This window comes from Pseudomonas sp. CGJS7 (genome assembly GCF_036961695.1).
On sequence record NZ_JBAMDI010000184.1, the window covers coordinates 1 to 17437 of the forward strand.

The following is a 17437-nucleotide window of genomic DNA, read 5'->3' on the forward strand; positions in this document are numbered from 1 at the left end:
GCCGCCCGCACCGAGCACGCGGCCTTGTTCGCCTCGTTGCTGATCGAAGCCTTCGGCAACGCCAAGCGCTGCCAGATCCTGTTCTACGCCCAGAGCCACCCGGGCCTGAGCATCGGCGGCTTGTCGAGTCTGCTGGACTGCAGCGTATCGGTGGTTTCGCAATACGTGAGCCAGTTGGAGCGGCAAGGCTGGCTGCAGGTGCTGAGCGTGGGGCGGCGGCGCCTGGTCCGGGTCGCCGGGGCCGAACGTGCGCGGATCATCGGCGCGATGCGCGAGATGAGCGCGGATCTGCTCGCCGCCGACGGCGCCGCGGGCGACTGAACGCGGCGCCGTGCGCAAGCCGCGGCCGCGAACGGCCGCGGCCCGGCTTCATTTCTTCCGCACCGCCGCGGTCGGCGCGTCTTGCCGAACCGGTTCGTCGTCCAGGCAAGCCACGGTGAGGTCTTCGGTCATGTAGGCCGGAGCGCTCTCAATGTTGGTGCCGGCTTCGTCGGCGATCACCAAGGTTTTCGCGTAGACCGCCGTTTGCGGATCGACCGCCGCTTTGGCCGTGACCGTGTCCAGGCGCCGGGTCGCCAGCGGCGTTCCGCGCGCGACGGTTCCGGCCGGCGCGGCGACGGCGGGACTGAAGTGCACGGTCGCGCCGGGCTGCGCCTGCAGGGGCATGCCGTCCTCGCTCAGTCGGGCGATGGCGATGCTGTCGCAGCGCACCGTCCGGGCGCGGTCGACGCTGGCCGCCGGTTGGGCGTGTTTGGTGACGCGAGAAGGCAGGCCTGGGTTGGCCGGCGGCGCGGCGCTGGCCGAGCCGAACAAGACCAGGCCGGCGATGAGCAACGACAGCGATTGAGCGTTCATCGGGAGCTCCAGAGTCGATGGAAACCGCGCCGCTGCAGCGCGGGCGAGGCGGTTTCATGCTATCGGCGGCGCGCCGGCGCGGCGTGACTCGGCCCTGACGGCGTTGCCCGGTTCGGATCAAGCGCGCGCCACGGATCGGCGCAATTGTTCGAAGAATTTACGCGTCGGCGCGAATGCGCGGATGGCGCGTTTACGCGCCGCCGCCGCAAGCTGCGCTCCTGATCGAACCACAGGCAAGCCGCGTGAGCATCGTCATCGTCCAAGGCATCCATTCCGATTCGGCGCCGCTCGGCGCGGATTTCTACGCCGGCCTTTGCGCCCTCGCCGCGGCGGTGGGCCGGCGCCTGGAGATACGGCCGTGCGCGAGTCTGCGCGAGTTCGTCGCGCAACTGCGTTCGGCGCGCAGCGCCCGAGCCGAGTTCGTATTGCTCGACCCCGGCGAACTCGCCGCGCAGACCCTGGCCCGGCCCGAGGCCGTGCGCCGCGCCCTGGACCAATTGCCCGGCGCCTATATCGAAGTGCACGACCGCAGCGCGACCACCCTGGACGAACGCTTGCATGCGCACGCGCTGCCGATGGCGACCATCGTCATCAACGGCGATCTGGCCGCCAGTTACCGGATCGCGCTGGGCATCGCGTTGCGCCGGCTGGGACGGGCGTGACGCTCAGGCCGGACCGTCGGAGCGGGTTTCCCGATCCAGCCAGCGCTGCATCGCGTGACGGAATCGCGCCGCCTGCCGTTGCTTGTCGACATACTCCTGGTCCAGCGCGCGATACAGCGACCACACGATCAGCATCAGCAGCAACGCGAACGGCAACGCGGCGACGATGATCACGCCCTGCAGCGCATCCAGGCCGCCGGCCAGCAACAGCGCCACCGCGATCGCGGCCTGGATCGTGCCCCAGACGATGCGCCGCGACGGCGGCGGGTCGGCGCGCTCCTCGCTGGACATGCTCGCCAGCACCAGCGTGGCCGAGTCGGCCGAGGTGACGAAGAAGATCATCAGCAACGCCACCGCGGCCAGCGCCAACAGCCGGCCCCAGGGCAAGCTGTCGAGCAGGGCGAACAGCACCTGCTCGTAGCCGCGGCCGAGCGCGCCGGCCAGATCGACCCCGCCGAACATCTGCGCCCACAACGCGCTGCCGCCGAACGCGGCGAACCACAGGAAGCTCATCAGCGAGGGAATTAGCACCACCCCGAACACGAACTCGCGCACCCGCCGTCCGCGCGAGATGCGGGCGATGAAGCTGCCCACGAACGGCGCCCAGGCGATCCACCACGCCCAATAGAAAATGGTCCACTCGCCGACCCAGGGATCGCGCGAGAAAGGCGCCATGCGCAGGCTCATGTTCGGCAGTTGGTTGATGTAACCGCCCAGGGTGGTGGTGAAGGTCTCGAAGATGAAACTGGTCGGCCCGCACACCAGCACGAACGCCAGCAGCAACGCGGCCAGGGCCAGATTGAGATTGCTCAGCCACTTGATGCCGCGATGCAGGCCGGTCAGGGTCGAGCCCATGTACAGCACGAACGCCACCGCGACCACGCACAACTGCAGCGTCGGGGTGACCGTCGTGCCCGTGACTCGCGCGATGCCGGCGCTGATCTGCACCGTGCCGAAACCGAGCGTGGTGGCCACGCCGATCGCGGTGGCGACCACCGCGGCCACGTCGATCAAGCGGCCCGGCCAACGCCGGTGCCATGGCCCGATCAGCGGTTCGAGCAGATCGCTGATCTGGCCGCGGCCGTTGCGGTTGAACTGGAACCAGGCCATCGCCAAGCCGACCAGGGCGTACACCGCCCACGGATGCAAGCCCCAATGGAAGAACACGTAACGCATCGACGCGCGCGCGGCCGCCATGCTGCGCGCGTCCAGGCCTTCGGGCGGATGCAGGTAATGCGAGACCGGCTCGGCCGCGCCCCAGAACACCAGGCCGATGCCCATGCCGGCGGCGAACAGCATCGACAGCCAGCTCATGCGCGAGAACTCGGGTTCGGCGTCGTCGCCGCCGATGCGCAGATCGGCGAAGCGGCCGAGCGAGAGATACAGCAGGAACAGCAGCGAGGCCGAGACCACCAGCAGATACAGCCAGCCGGCCTTGGCCACGGTGAGCGCGAGCGCGTGCTGGATGGCGGCGTTGAACTCTTGCGGAATCATGACCCCGGCCGCGACCAGGGCGGCGAGCAGGGCGATGGACAGTCGGAAAACCATTAACTCTCCTGACGGGCGCGAACGCATCGCGCGAATGAAGCCGTTGCGCGCGATGCGCCGGCAGGGCGGACAGGCATAGCCCGGCGCATCCGCGCGATCGGCGCGGACGCATCGAAGGTCCGCTCGGGCGCGGACATCGGGCTGTCGAAGGCGGCCGCATCGCGAGCCATGGCCGTAGCGGTGACGGCGCAAGCGGACGCTGGGGTCCGGTGCGGAATGCGGAGCGGGCGGATTTTAGCAGCCGGCGCGACAACGGCTCTTCACATCGGCGGATTCGCACCGATGTGAAGCGCTGCAATGGCCTCGCAAGAGTCGTCGTCGGCGCTGCGCAAAGCACCGCGCCGCAAGGCTCTTAGGCGCAATTCGCGGTCGATGAGCGCAGCGTGCCGTCGGTGCCGCGATGCGAGCGCGGCAGTCTTAATGCATTAGCGCATCGCGAAAGCGCGGTGGCCGTTCAGTGCGTCAACGGAACCGTATTCGCGCGGCGCAAGGCCGCGGTTTCCCAACCGGCGACGATTACGAACACCAAGGTGGTCGCCGCGCCCAACCACAACGGCGAAAGGTGCAGCGGCGCGGCGGCCAACCCCAGCGCCGCCAGCAACAGCAAGCCCGCGCAATGCGAGACCGGCGGAAACCGGCGCGTGTTGGTGACCCATTTGAACAGCGCGCAGCCGAGCAGATACAAGGCCGGACCGCCGACGATGGCGGCGATGCCGGCGGGTTCGGCGTGATCGGGATGGACCAGCACCAACTCATCGGCGACCGCGCACACGATGATGCCGCCGACGATCAGCAGATGCAGATAGGTGTAGGCCAGCCGCGCCTGACGCGCGGTGTCGCCGCCGTGAACGATGCGGTGCTCGCCGCGCGCCGCGCCGCTGTCGAAGTAGATCCACCACATCGCCACGCTGCCGAGGAAGGCGGTGCAGAACGCGGCGATGGTGCTGGGGTTCCACTCCAGCTTGGCGAAGGTGGCGCCGGTGATCAGGATCGATTCGCCCAGCGCGATGATGATGAACAAACCGCAGCGCTCGGACAGATGGCCGCCTTCCACGTCCCAGTCCGCCAACGTCGACCGGCCCAGTCCGGGCACGCGGAAGAACGCCATCGGGCCGAGGTATTCGATCGCCACCGCGCCCAGCCACCACCACGCTCGCGCTTCGGGTTCGGCCAGACCGCCCGCGATCCACAGCGCGCCCGATGCGGTCAGCCACAGGGTGATGCGGACGAAGTTGCGGAAATTGCTCGGGCTGCGGCCGCCGCGCAGCGCCCACAGCATGAACAGGCTGCGCCCGATTTGCATCGCCGCGAACACCGCGGCGAAGGCCAGACCGCGTTCGGCGAAAGCGTCCGGCAACGAAGACGACAGCAGCAGGCCGCCGAGCATCAGCGCGAAGATCATCAGCCGCACCGGCACCTTTTCCGGATCGAGCCAATTGGTGACCCACGAGGTGTAGATCCACAGCCACCACACGCCCAGGAACAACAGTCCGGTGCGCAGCGCACCGGCCGGGGTGAGGTGTTCGAGCAGGGTGTGCGAGAGCTGGGTGACGGCGAACACGAACACCAGATCGAAGAACAGTTCGGCGTAGCCGACCTTGGCGTGGCCTTCGCGGTTGCGCAGCAGAGTGGGGCGGGATGGGGTCATGGCGGTGCGGACGTCGGAGAGTGCGGAATCGGGTGTGCGCGGCGGTCGGCGCCGGGATTGCGGCGCGGGTCAGCCGTTGCGGCGTTTGGCCAGCCGCCACCACAGCAGATCGGCGACCACCGCCGGGCCGGCGAACACGCCCAGGAAGATCGGAAACTCCTCGGTCACCGAATAGCCGGCGTGGGCGACGCCGATGTACATGTTGATGCCCGCGGCGACCAGCCACAGCGGCAGGAACACCTTGATCGCCCGGATCAACGGCGCCGCGCCCGGCCCGCCGACGCGGCGGCCGATGAGCAGGCACAGACCGAGCAGGACGAAGCCGCCGAGGATGACTAGAACGGTGTGCATGCGGGTTCCCCTTGGTTCGGTGTGGTGCTGTGGGTTGTGCTGCGGTGGCGCTGGTTTCGATGCGTTGCCGTGAGTGTGTCGATACCCCCATCCCGTCATTCCGGCGAAAGCCGGAATCCATGTTGACTTTGCCTTTGGCCGCGCGAATGAGCGAAGGAGCGAAGCAAGATCAAAATGGATTCCGGCTTTCGCCGGAATGACGGGGTAGGGAGGTTGAACCTGGTTGGCCGGTATTGCGCAGACGCAGCGGCGTACATCGTGCCGACGCCGTTCGCTGACGTTCTCGCAATCCACTTCTCGCAATCCGCCCCGCCCCCCGGACATCGCCGCACCCATCGGCCTATCTTTCGGCCCCGCGCGTGCAAGCCGCGTGCACGCGGCGGTCCGGCGGGGCGTGTGGCCGCCGCATGCGACAAAGGCGGAGCAGACACGCTCCGCCTTGCTGTGGTCCTGGATGTGCCGCACCCGGCCTTCGGGACGCACCTGCTTCGGCCCCCCACACTCCGTCATTCCGGCGAAAGCCGGAACCCATTTTGATCTTGCTTGATTTGCTCGCGTAGCTAGAAGCAGAAGCAAAATGGGTTCCGGCTTTCGCCGGAATGACGGTAAAGAAGGTCGCAACGACGAGGCGGAAACCGTTTGGCCGACATCGCCCAAACGGACCGACGCCCGCGCCCATCCAGACGCGAGCGTCGCCCCGCAAACGCACCTGCTTCAGCGCGAGGTAGCCGCCTCAGCGCGAAGTAGCCGCCTAAGCGCAAGGCTTAGCCGCCTCAGCGCGTGGTATAGCCCCCGTTAGCGAAGATCGTCTGCCCGGTAATCCACCACCCATCGGTAACCAGAAACTTCACCAGCGGCGCGATATCGCCGATCTCGGTCAAACCGCTCTTGGTGCGGTTGCTCAACGCCGCCGCGGTGGCGTGGTACGCCGCCGATTCCTTGGATTCGGCCGGATAGAAGAACGGCGTGTCCATCGGCCCCGGGCCGACCGCGTTGACCGAGATCCCGCGTTCGCCGAATTCCTTCGAGGCCGCGCGGGTGAAGTGTTCGATCGGCGCCTTGCTGCCCGGATACACCGCATAGAACGGGGTGTAGGCGGCCAGCAGCGAGCTGACGATGGTGCACACGTTGCCGTCGTCGGCCAGTTGCTTGCCCGCTTCCTGGATGAAGAAGAACGCGGCCTTGGAGTTCACCGCGAACATGGTGTCGTACTCGGCTTCGGTCACCTCCACCAGCGGCTTCTTGATCACCATGCCGGTGGTGTTGATGGCGATGTCGATCTTGCCGAACTTCGCCTTGGCCGCGTCGAACAGCCGGGTCACTTCGGCCGGCCGGGTCAGGTCGCCCTGGTGGGCGAACGCGTCGGCGCCGGCGGCCTTGACCGCGGCCACGGTGGCCTCGGCGGCGTCGCGGGTGGCGTCGCTGTTGTAGTGCACGGCGATGCCGGCGGCGCCGCCGGCGGCGAGTTCGCGCGAGATCAGGCCGCCAAGGTTCTTGGCGCCGCCGCCGATGACGATGGCTTTGCCTTTGAGGGAACGGTCGGGCATGGAGGACTCCGGGGTGGGGGTGGACGGGCCGGCGCGACGGCCGGCGGGGTGAGGGGGCAGCGGAGCCAGCGGCTGGCGCGCCGGCTGAACGGCCCGGCGCGACGCCGAAAACACGCGGCGTTGACACATCTGTGAACGAGGTCATGTTTACATCGGCCCAGGCCCGCTCCGCTTTCACGATGTCCGACGACCTGTCAGCTTCTCCGCCCCGCGCCGCCGCCGAACAGGCGGTCCTCAACGGCGCCGCGGCGCTCGCGCAGGGGGCGGCCAGGGCGTGGTCGGGGGCGCGGCGGATCGAGCGGCGCGAGCAGATCGTGTTGGGCCCCGGGGTGGAATTCGCCTTCGCCAGCGAAAACATCGGCGCGCCGACCCAGTGGACGCTGCAACAGGCGCACCACACCCTGATCGTCCACCTCGACGGCCCCATGCACCGCCTGGAAACCCGGATCGAAGGCGCAGGCCGTCTGCGCGCGACGCCGGCGGCCGGCGATCTTTGGCTGATCCCGGCCGGCCGCCAGTACCTGGGCCGAGCGCTGGGCGGCGAGATCGCCTACGCCGAACTGACCATCGATCCGGCCCATTACGCCGCCTACGCCCCGCACCTGGGCGACGGCGCCGAACTGGCCGCGCGGATGAAGCACCGCGACCCGTTCGTGCACGGCATCGCCGCGCGCCTGGCTCACCTGAGCGGTGCCGGCGACGACCTGGCGGCGATGCTGCGCGAATCGCTGGGCCAGGCGCTGTGCCTGCACCTGCTGCGCGAACACGGCGCCGACGCGGCCGCCGCCACGCCGGACTCGGCGCCGACGCTGAGCGCGCCGCAACGGCGGCGGATCGAGGATTACATCCAGACCCATCTGGAAGAACGCATCACCCTGGACGCACTGGCGCGGCTCAGCGGCCTGAGCACGCACCGCTTGCTGATCGCGTTCCGCGGCGCGTTCGGCGTCACCCCGATCCAGTACGTGCTCGGCGAGCGCTTGCGCCGGGTGTGCCTGCGCCTGCGCGGCAGCGCCGACGACATCGCCAGCATCGCGGTGGAGTGCGGGTTCTCCAGCCACAGCCATCTGTCGGCGGTGTTCAAAAAGCGCTACGGCATCAGCCCGAAGCAGTACCGGCAACGCGGCTGAAACCGCACTTTTTGTGCTTTCAGGCGCAGGTAAAACACGCTGGTTGCACAGTGCGCGGCCGTCCCCCTGCCATCGGTCATGCCCACCAACCGCCCATGGGCGGGTCACGTTTGCTCGCTAGCATGGGTCTTGAGTTTATCGGTCGCGAATTCCGCGCCGCCCGCATCGATTTCCCCGGAGCCCTTGCATGCTGACCATCCGCGACCTGACCAAGACCTACGCCAATGGAGTGCGCGCGCTCGACGGCATCAGCCTGGACATTCCGCGCGGAATGTTCGGATTGCTCGGCCCCAACGGCGCCGGCAAATCCTCGTTGATGCGGACCCTGGCGACCTTGCAGGAAGCCGACTCGGGCAGCGTCAGCCTGGACGGCGCCGACGGCCGCGCCATCGACGTGCTGCGCGACAAGGACGCGGTGCGGCGTCAGCTGGGTTATCTGCCGCAGGACTTCGGCGTGTATCCCAAGGTCAGCGCCGCGGATCTGCTGGAACACTTCGCCGTGCTCAAGGGCCTGTCCGATCGCAAGCGCCGGCGCGAGGTGGTCGACGGCCTGCTCAACCAAGTCAATCTGTGGAACGCGCGCAAGCAGAAGCTGGGCACCTTCTCCGGCGGCATGCGCCAACGCTTCGGCATCGCCCAGGCGCTGCTCGGCGATCCGCGTCTGGTGATCGTCGATGAGCCCACCGCCGGCCTCGACCCGGAGGAGCGCAACCGCTTCCTCAATCTGCTGGCCGAGATCGGCGAGAACGTGGCGGTGATCCTGTCCACCCACATCGTCGAGGACGTCACCGACCTGTGCCCGACCATGGCCATCGTCAGCAAGGGCAAGGTGCTGCTGACCGGCAAGCCGGGCGATGCGATCGATGCCTTGAACCAGCAGGTCTGGCGCAAGCAGGTGAGCAAGGACGAGTTGGACAGCTACGAAACCCGTTTCACCGTGCTGTCCACGCGCCTGGTCGGCGGTCAGCCGGTGATCCATGTGTTCAGCAAGGACTCGCCGGAGCCGGAGTTCGAGTTGGTCGAGCCGGACCTGGAGGACGTGTACTTCCAGCGTCTGCGCATGCACGCGCGCGTGGCCTGAGCGGAGCGCCGGCATGATCTTCGAATTTTTCCGTTTCGAGTTGCGCGAGCAACTGCGCTCGCCGCTGCTGTGGCTGTTGACCGGGCTGTTCGCCGCGCTGGCCTTCGGCGCCGCCGCCAGCGACGCGGTCCAGATCGGCGGCGGCATCGGCAACGTGCACCGCAATGCGCCGACCGTCATCGCCAGTTGGCTGACCCTGTTCACCCTGCTGGGCATGTTGATCATCACCATCTTCATCTCCAGCGCCTTGCTGCGCGACTTCGATCAAGGCACCGCGGAGCTGTTCTTCGCCAGTCCGATCCGCAAACGCGACTATCTGCTCGGGCGTCTGGGCGCCGCGCTCGCGGCCTGCATGGTGGTGTATCTGACCATCGCCGCGGGCATGTTCATCGCCCAGTTCATGCCGTGGATCGATCCGGCGCGGTTGGGGCCGACCTCGCTGACGCCGTATCTATGGACCTTCGCGGTGTTCGTGGTGCCCAACCTGTTGTTCACCGGCGCGCTGCTGGCGTTGCTGGCGGTGGTCACCCGCGACATCCTGTGGGTGTACATCGGGGTGATCGGGTTCTTCGTCCTGTACGTCGCCAGTTCGCTGTTGATGAAGGATCTGGACAACGTGTGGCTGGCGACCCTGGCCGAACCGCTGGGGATCCGCGCGCTGTCGCGCACCGTCCGCTACTGGGCCGCCGATCAGCGCAATACCGATCTGCCCGCGCTGACCGGTTACATCATCGCCAACCGCGCGCTGTGGACGGGCGTGGCGCTGGCGTTGTTCGCGGCGACCTTCGCCTTGTTCAAGACCGAACGCGCCAACAGCGGCCGCCGCCGCTGGCGGCGCAAGGCCGCGGCGGTCCAGGCCAGCCGCGCGTCGGTCGCGCCGTCGCGGTCCAAGCCTGCGCCCAAGTACGTGCCCGGGTTCGGCGCGGCCACCGCCTGGTCGCAATTGCGCGCGCAACTGCGCTTCGATCTGACCGGCGTGTTCAAGAGCGTGCCGTTCCTGGTCATGCTCGCGTTCGGCATCGCCAACTTCATTCCGGCCGCGCTGTTCCAGCAGACCCTGTACGAGACCGGCATCTATCCGGTGACCTCGCAGATGTTGAACGCCTTGCAGGGCAGCTACAGCTTCCTGCTGGTGATCATCGTGCTGTTCTACTCCGGCGAACTGATCTGGAAAGAACGCAGCGCCCGCATCGGCGAGGTCACCGACGCGATGCCGGTGCCGAACTGGGTGCCGTTGACGGCCAAGTTCCTGACCGTGGTGGCGGTGGTCGCGGCGTTCCAGGCGATCGGCGCGGTGGCCTCGGTGTTGATCCAGTTGAGCAAGGGCTACACCCAGATCGAGCCGCTGACCTATCTGAAGATTCTCAGCGCCGACTCGGTGATCTACATCCTGATGGGCGGCCTGGCGCTGACCTTGCAGGTGCTGTGCAACAACAAGTTCGTCGGTTACGCCTTGCTGGTGCTGGTGATGATCGGCCAGAGCGTGCTCGGGCTGATGGACTACAGCCACTATCTGTACAACTTCGGCAACTGGCCGATCGCGCCGTATTCGGACATGAACGGCTACGGCCATTTCCTGCCGGCGCAGTTGTGGTTCCAGGCGTACTGGGGGCTGTTGTTGCTGGCGTTGTTGCTGTTGTCTTCGGCGATGTGGGTGCGCGGAGTCGCTGCGGGCGGCAAGCAGCGCATCCGGCTGGCCGGCCAGCGCCTGCGCGGCCGGCTCGGGGTGGCGCTGGGGCTGAGCCTGTTGGGCTTCGTCGCGGTCGGCGGCTTCCTGTTCTGGAACACCAATATCCGCAACGACTACCTCTCGCCCGAACAGCAGCTCGATCTGCAGGCGCGTTACGAGCGCGATTACCGCAAGTACCGCGATCTGCCGCAGCCGCGCATCGTCGCTTCGCACAGCGACATCGACCTGCGTCCGGAAACCCAGAGCGTGCGCATCCAGGGCCGCTACACCCTGCGCAATACCCACCCCAAGCCGATCGCCGAATTGCACGTCCGCCTGGAGGACGACCGCGCGCTGACTTCGCTCGACCTGGGCGGCGCCAAGCTGCTGCGCAACGACAAGCCGCTGGGCTACCGCATCTACCGGCTCGACCGGCCGATGCAGCCCGGCGAACAGCGCGAGATCCGCTACGGCCTGGACTACCACCCGCACGGCATCGCCAACGGCAAGCAGGAAACCCGCATCGTCGAGAACGGCAGCTTCTTCAACAGCCGCCTGTTGCCGCAGTTCGGCTACGACGAAGGCGGGCAGATCGCCGACCGCAACGACCGCCGCAAGCGCGGCCTGGGCGAGCCCACCCGCATGCCCAAGCTCGAGGATGAGGCCGCGCGCGCCAACAACTACATCAGCAACGACGCCGACTGGCTGGATTTCTCCACCACCGTGTGCACCGCGCCGGATCAGATCGCGTTGGCGCCGGGTTATCTGAGCAAGGAGTTCGTCCGCGCCGGCCGCCGCTGCTTCAGCTACGCGATGGACCGGCCGATGCTGAACTTCTACGCGTTCCTGTCGGCGCGCTGGGCGGTCAAGAAGGGCAGCTACAAGAACATTCCGATCGAGATCTATTACGACCCCAAGCACCCCTACAACGTCGACCGGATGATCGACGCGGTGCGCAAGTCGCTGAGCTATTTCGAGGCCAACTTCACCCCGTATCAGCATCGGCAGGTGCGGATCATCGAGTTCCCCGGCTACGCGACCTTCGCCCAGAGCTTCGCCAACACCATTCCGTACTCCGAATCGATCGGCTTCATCGCCGACCTGCGCGACAAGAACGCGGTCGACTATGTGTTCTACGTGACCGCGCACGAAGTGGCGCATCAGTGGTGGGCGCATCAGGTGATCGGCGCCAACGTGCAGGGCGCGACGGTGCTGTCGGAATCGCTGTCGCAGTATTCGGCGCTGATGGTGATGGAACGCGAATACGGCCGGGCCAAGATGCGCCGCTTCCTCAAGACCGAGCTGGACCGCTATCTGGCCGGGCGCGGCGGCGAGACTGTCGACGAGTTGCCGCTGTACCGGGTCGAGAACCAGCAGTACATCCATTACCAGAAGGGTTCGCTGGTGTTCTACCGGCTGCGCGAGGAACTGGGCGAGGACAAACTCAACCGCGCGCTCAAGCGCTTCTTGCAGGACAAGGGCTATCAACAGCCGCCGTACACCACCTCGGCGGAACTGTTGAGTTATCTGCGCGCGGAGGCGACCCCGGAGCAGCAGGGGCTGATCACCGACTTGTTCGAGAAGATCAGCTTCTACGACAACCGAGTGGAAGAAGCCGCGGTGAAAAAGCGCGCCGACGGCAAGTACGAGGTGACCATGCGCCTGCACGCGGACAAGCGCTATGCCGACGGCCAGGGCCGCGAGACCGCGGGCAAGCTCGACGACTGGATCGAGGTCGGCGTGTTCGCGCGCGGCCCGTCGGGCAAGGAGGCCGACGAGAAGGTGCTGTCGTTGCAGCGCCGCCGGGTCACCGAGGGCGCGCTCAAGCTCACGGTGGTGGTCGATGAGGCGCCGTTCGAAGTCGGTTTCGATCCCTACAACAAGTTGATCGACCGCGTGCCCAGCGACAACCGCAAGCGCTTGTAACGGCGGCGGCTCCGGCTTCGCCGCCGGAGCCGCCGATCCCGCGCGGGGCAGGATGGCCGCGAACGCATGCGTCCACGCCCACTCGGCCTTGCGCGGGTAGGGGGAGGGTGCTCGGGGCACGTTTTATGTGAGAGGGCATGCCGATCGGAGCGCCAAGCTCGGCGCGTCTGCCCTCACTGCCGCTAGGCAATCCACGCTCGCGATTCGGCGAGGGCAACGCCTGGGCGAAGCCAACCGTGCCGAGTCGGCTCACTTAAAAGAGTGACTTGGTTACAAACTGAAATGTGAGATTTGTCACACTTTTGCTGTTAGGCTAACCGCGAAGCACGGCCCGGGATGTGGCCGGGGGAAGGCCTGACCGGTATGCAACGAACAACCATCGACATGTTGCTGGGGCGTCTGCATCACACCTCCAGCGACGAGCAACCCGCGCGGGCGTTGTTGAACGCCGAACTGGACGACTGCAAACGGCGCTTGCCCGGATTGCGCGCGATCTGCGTGTCCACCGCCGACGGCCGCATCCTCGCCGAGCGCTGCGATGACGACGTCGATGCGCGTCGCGTCGCGGCGATGGCCAGTTCCTTTCTGACCCTCGGCGAGACCTTGGCGAAAGAAGTCGGCCTCAACCAAGCCTCGTACGCCACCGCCTGCACCGGCCTGGGCAATCTGGTCCTGTTCCGGATCGCCGCGGCCAAGCCGCTGACGTTGCTGGCGGTCGCCGATCAAGACACCGTGCTCGCCTCCTTGCTGGTCGCCGCGCGCGATTGCGCCGGACGCATCGCGGCCGGGCTCGCGGCCAATTGAATCGGCCGGCGCCGCGTTCGCGCGACGCGCCGGCAGTAGTGCGGTTTCCACCATCCGAAATGGAGCAAGCGATGTCGAAGTTGCAATTGGACGAACTGAACAATCTGGCCGGATTCATCGGCGCCGCGCTGGTCGACAGCGGTAGCGGCATGGCCCTGGCCGCCATCGGCGGCGGCAACATCAACCTGGAAACCGCGGCCGCCGGCAATTCCGAAGTGGTCCAGGCCAAGCGCCGCGTCGCTCAGCAGCTCGGCCTGAACGACACCATCGAAGACATCCTGATCAGCCTGGGCAAGCAGTACCACCTGATCCGTCCGCTGGAGAGCAACGACTCGCTGTTCCTGTATCTGGTGCTGGACCGCGCCCGCGCCAATCTGGCCATGGCGCGTCACGAACTGAAGGGTTTCGAGAAGACCCTGGACTTCAAGTAAGCCGACATCGCATCGCGCCCGCATCGCATGGATGCGGGCGCGGTCCGCGCCGACGCGCGGGCCGCATGGGTAAAGGAGACTGCGATGTCATCGAGCAAGCGGCACGTGGTCGCGAGCATCGACCTGGATCGATCGCGCGATACGCGCCTGGAACAGGCCATCGACCGGCTGCGCGGCGAGCGCGTGCGGATCGAATCGTGCCGCTGGAACGACCCGCCGCCGTACTGGAAGATCGATCTGCTGGTGGTCGGCACCGAAACCAACGCCAGCCGAGGCGCGGTCGACAGCGCCCTGCTGCAGGGCATCGCGGTGATCCGCATCGGCAGTCTGCCGTGGGATCCGGCGGCGCTGCGTTCGCTGGACATCGGCGTCGGCGTGGACGAACTGGCCGCGTGCATGCGCGAGCGATTGGAGACCGGCGACAGCGAACCGGCCGCCGACACCTTGGCGCGGCCGGCGATCCTGGAGCACCTGCTGTCGACCTCCGACGGCCACAGCCTGCTGGAAAGCGGGCTGTTCCGGGTGGTCGCCGATCATTCCGCGCGGCGTCTGCATTTGCTGCGGCGGATGCCGTATCCGGAGTTGGTCGCCGAAGTGACCCGCTCGCATTGGTTCGTCACCCCGTTGACGGCGAAGCGTTTCGTCGAGGCCTACGCCGCCGACGTGGTCGAAAGTTATTCGCTGGAATCGGTGGTCTGGGACGTGGCCGTGGCCTGCGCCGCGCCGATCGCCGAAGTGCCCGCCGACCGGCCGATCCGCTTGCGCGCCTGGCCCTTGTCGGCCCGATCCGCGCTGCCGGCGCAATGGATGCTGCCGTTGAGCTGCCTGCTCGACCGCGCCTGGATGCTGCCCAAGCTGGCGCATGCGATCACCGCTTCGGATCAAGAACTGCAACGCGTGTATGCGGCCGTGCTGGCCAGCGGGCTGGCCGAAACCGACGGCGCCGATTCGGCCTTCAAGCGAACGCCGGCGAACGAACAACCGGGCCTGCTGCATCGCCTCGCGCGGCGATTCGGCCTGAGCCTAAGCAGAGTATGGCAATGACCGAGCTGATCAAATTGGTGTTCGTCGGCAACATCGGCGTGGGCAAGACCACCGCGATCCGCGCGATCTCCGATCGCGATCCGGTCAGCACCGAAATGCCGATCAGCGACGGCGCGCTCGGCACCAAGACCCACACCACCGTCGCCCTGGACTACGGCACCACCGACATCGGCGACAACGAGCTGCTGCACGTCTACGGCGTGCCCGGCCAGCGCTATCTCGATTTCATGTGGCCGCTGGTGTGCGAAGGCGCGATCGGGGTGGTGGTGCTGGTCGCCGCCAACGACGACAACGCGGTCGGCCGCGCGCACGAGCTGCTGACCGAGTTCGGACGCATCGCCGCCGGCGCATCGTTCGCGGTCGGGGTGACCAAGGCCGATCTCAGCGACGACTTCGCGCTGCTGGAATTTCGCGACGATCTGATCCGGCTGGGCCATCGCCTGCCGATCGTGCGGGTGGACACGCGGGTGACCGATCAGGTGGAGACGCTGATCCGGATTCTGTTGTCCTACCGCTACGCCGAATCCAAGCTCGCCAGCGCCGGTTGAGCGGGCGGCGCACGGGTTGGGCCGGGTAGGGCGCCGGCCTGTCTGAACGGCGCTACTTTCGGTGTTGCTTTGCCGCAACGGCAATCGGAAAGAGGTTTTCCGCCGTGCCGGCGCGTTCGCCCGGCGCCTGGGCAAACCACTCCGCCGGTGGCGTCGGACCGGCCCGGCGCGACCCCGGCCGAGCCGCTCCGGCCCGGTCCGCATAACCGCCGGTTAACGGCCGCGGCCGAACTTAACTAGCGGATTTACTTGGTTTCGGGTAGAGTTCGCGCCGTTCAGCGCACGGCTGCCTCCCCGCAAGGGTACGTTTCCCAGGTTGCCTGTCGCCCCGCACCGAGTTCTCGGATTCGCCGGCGCGACTTTTTATCCCGCACGTCTTTCGTCGCGCAGACACGGCCCGGAGCATCCGGCGCCGTCAAAACAGATACTCGCAGCGCGGTTCAAGGGAACGCTGGGGTCATCACGCGATCGTTTCGTTCGCGCGTCCGCACCGTCGGGCGCGTCGCGTTTGCGCACCGCGAACCACTGGAGTTCCAACATGACGTTTGAATCGCTTGGGCTGGCGCCCGCGCTGCTGCGCGCGCTGTCCGAACAGAACTACACCACCCCGACCCCGATCCAGGCCGAAGCGATCCCGCTGGCCCTGGCCGGGCACGACCTGCTCGGCGGCGCCCAGACCGGCACCGGCAAGACCGCCGCGTTCGGCCTGCCGCTGCTGCACCGTCTGGCCACCAGCCAGCCGCTCAGCGGCCCGCGCAAGCCGCGCGTGCTGATCCTGGCGCCGACCCGCGAGCTGGCGCTGCAAGTCAGCGACAGCCTGCGCGGTTACGCCAAGTACCTGCGCATCAACGTGCACGCGATCTTCGGCGGCGCCGGCATGGGCCCGCAGCTCGACGCCCTGCGTCGCGGCGTCGACGTGCTGGTCGCCACCCCGGGCCGTCTGATCGACCACCTCGAGCGCGGCAGCGCCAAGCTCGACGCGGTCGAACTGCTGGTCATGGACGAAGCCGACCGCATGCTCGACATGGGCTTCCTGCCGGCGATCAAGCGCATCCTCGGCCGCCTGCCGGCCTCGCGTCAGACGCTGCTGTTCTCGGCGACGTTCGAAGCGCAGATCAAGCAGCTGGCGCTGGAGTTCATGCGCAACCCGCAGCAGGTGCAGATCGCCGCCAACAACGCCGTGGCCGACGCGATCAGCCACCGCGTGCATCCGGTCGACGGCGGCCGCAAGCGCGACCTGCTGATCCAGATCCTGGCCGCGCGTCCGAACGATCAGGTGATCGTGTTCGGCCGCACCAAGCACGGCTGCAACCGTTTGTCCGAGCAGTTGGAAGAGGCCGGCTTGAAGTCGGTCGCGATCCACGGCAACAAGAGCCAGGCGCAGCGCCAGAAAGCCTTGCGCGATTTCAAGGCCAACAAGGCCCGCGTGCTGGTCGCCACCGACGTGGCCGCGCGCGGTCTGGACATCCCGAGCCTGCCGCTGGTGATCAACTTCGATCTGCCGATGGTGGCCGAGGACTACATCCACCGCATCGGCCGCACCGGCCGCAACGGCGCCAGCGGCGAGGCGTTGTCGTTGGTGTCGCCGGACGAGGGTGGTTTGCTGCGTCAGATCCAGCGCATTCTCAAGGACGACATCGAGATGGTGACGGTCGCCGGTTTCGAGCCGTCGCGTCCGATCCGCATGGGTTCCGACGCGCCGGGCGCGCGCCGTCCGGGCGGTCCGGGCGGCAACAGCCGCGGCAACAACGCTCCGCGCAAGCCGGGCCATCGTCCGCACGGCAAGCCGGCGCCGCGTCATGCGCATGCGGGGCCGAAGCAGCATCGCGGCGGCGGTAACGGTGGTGCTCAGCAAGGGCAGCGGCGGGATCGCAGCGCGGGTTGATCGCGCATCGCGAGGAATGAAAAAGGGCCGGCATTGCCGGCCCTTTTTTTGCGCGATATTCATCCACGAAATCATAGCTGTCGCAGCTAGCCCTTCTCCCGCTTGCGGCGACCGCAGGGAGTGCAAGGCTGAGAAGGTGCCCGAAGGGCGGATGAGGGCGCTTTTGCTTTTGCTGTTGCCGTTGCTCTGGCCCGGCGGCGCAACTAACTCGCGATAGCAGTTGGACACCCGAAGGGCGGCGCACAAGGACGTGCGCCGGGTTCCGTCGTGGGCAGGATGCCCACTACGGAACCTGCCTGCGTCGGCAC

Annotated in this window: 15 protein-coding genes; 10 read left to right on the plus strand and 5 right to left on the minus strand. The window is 67.3% G+C overall.

Going from position 1 to position 17437, the window contains the following annotated elements; translation table 11 throughout:
• On the plus strand, positions 1–321 hold a 321-nt coding region (locus V7787_RS48840), incomplete at its 5' end, for a winged helix-turn-helix transcriptional regulator (protein WP_336094835.1).
• Positions 322–369: 48 nt separating this feature from the next.
• Here V7787_RS48840 and V7787_RS48845 read toward each other — a convergent pair.
• Positions 370–855: a hypothetical protein gene (locus V7787_RS48845; RefSeq protein WP_336094836.1), complete on the minus strand. Its 486-nt coding sequence runs from the start codon at positions 853–855 to the stop codon at positions 370–372.
• A 242-nt stretch (positions 856–1097) separates the two neighbouring features.
• Here V7787_RS48845 and V7787_RS48850 point away from each other — a divergent pair, with 242 nt between their 5' ends.
• Positions 1098–1517: a hypothetical protein gene (locus V7787_RS48850; RefSeq protein ID WP_336094837.1), complete on the plus strand. Its 420-nt coding sequence runs from the start codon at positions 1098–1100 to the stop codon at positions 1515–1517.
• 3 nt (positions 1518–1520) lie between these two features.
• Here V7787_RS48850 and V7787_RS48855 read toward each other — a convergent pair whose 3' ends face one another.
• From V7787_RS48855 to V7787_RS48870, 4 genes are all read right to left on the minus strand, one after another.
• Positions 1521–3065 carry a BCCT family transporter gene (locus tag V7787_RS48855; protein ID WP_336094838.1) on the minus strand — a complete coding sequence of 515 codons (1545 nt, stop codon included), beginning with the start codon at positions 3063–3065 and terminating at the stop codon, positions 1521–1523.
• Between the two features lie 454 nt (positions 3066–3519).
• A complete protein-coding gene (locus V7787_RS48860) occupies positions 3520–4713 on the minus strand; it encodes a low temperature requirement protein A (RefSeq protein WP_336094839.1) in 1194 nt (397 codons plus the stop codon).
• A 69-nt stretch (positions 4714–4782) separates the two neighbouring features.
• Complete coding sequence (locus V7787_RS48865) at positions 4783–5064, minus strand: hypothetical protein (RefSeq protein WP_336094840.1); 282 nt, start codon at positions 5062–5064, stop codon at positions 4783–4785.
• 773 nt (positions 5065–5837) lie between these two features.
• The gene (locus tag V7787_RS48870) at positions 5838–6611 is read right to left on the minus strand and encodes an SDR family oxidoreductase (RefSeq protein WP_336094841.1); all 774 of its coding nucleotides are present in this window, start codon (positions 6609–6611) and stop codon (positions 5838–5840) included.
• Between the two features lie 179 nt (positions 6612–6790).
• Between V7787_RS48870 and V7787_RS48875 the strand changes: the two genes are divergently transcribed.
• The 8 genes from V7787_RS48875 (at position 6791) to V7787_RS48910 (ending at position 17129) form a co-directional block, all read left to right on the plus strand.
• Positions 6791–7741 (plus strand): AraC family transcriptional regulator, encoded by a 951-nt coding sequence (locus tag V7787_RS48875; protein ID WP_336094842.1) that lies wholly within the window; start codon positions 6791–6793, stop codon positions 7739–7741.
• A gap of 187 nt (positions 7742–7928) precedes the next feature.
• Complete coding sequence (locus V7787_RS48880) at positions 7929–8822, plus strand: ABC transporter ATP-binding protein (RefSeq protein WP_336094843.1); 894 nt, start codon at positions 7929–7931, stop codon at positions 8820–8822.
• Between the two features lie 13 nt (positions 8823–8835).
• Complete coding sequence (locus tag V7787_RS48885) at positions 8836–12417, plus strand: ABC transporter permease/M1 family aminopeptidase (RefSeq protein ID WP_336094844.1); 3582 nt, start codon at positions 8836–8838, stop codon at positions 12415–12417.
• A 363-nt stretch (positions 12418–12780) separates the two neighbouring features.
• Positions 12781–13221 carry a roadblock/LC7 domain-containing protein gene (locus V7787_RS48890; RefSeq protein WP_336094845.1) on the plus strand — a complete coding sequence of 147 codons (441 nt, stop codon included), beginning with the start codon at positions 12781–12783 and terminating at the stop codon, positions 13219–13221.
• A 71-nt stretch (positions 13222–13292) separates the two neighbouring features.
• Complete coding sequence (locus V7787_RS48895) at positions 13293–13652, plus strand: roadblock/LC7 domain-containing protein (protein WP_336094846.1); 360 nt, start codon at positions 13293–13295, stop codon at positions 13650–13652.
• A gap of 84 nt (positions 13653–13736) precedes the next feature.
• Positions 13737–14696, plus strand: coding sequence for a hypothetical protein (locus V7787_RS48900; RefSeq protein ID WP_336094847.1), 960 nt, complete (start codon positions 13737–13739; stop codon positions 14694–14696).
• On the plus strand, positions 14693–15244 hold the full coding sequence (locus V7787_RS48905; RefSeq protein ID WP_336094848.1) for a GTP-binding protein: 552 nt from the start codon (positions 14693–14695) through the stop codon (positions 15242–15244). Before V7787_RS48900 ends, V7787_RS48905 begins: the two co-directional genes overlap by 4 nt.
• 538 nt (positions 15245–15782) lie before the next feature.
• The gene (locus V7787_RS48910; RefSeq protein WP_336094849.1) at positions 15783–17129 is read left to right on the plus strand and encodes a DEAD/DEAH box helicase; all 1347 of its coding nucleotides are present in this window, start codon (positions 15783–15785) and stop codon (positions 17127–17129) included.
• Positions 17130–17437 lie beyond the last annotated feature (308 nt).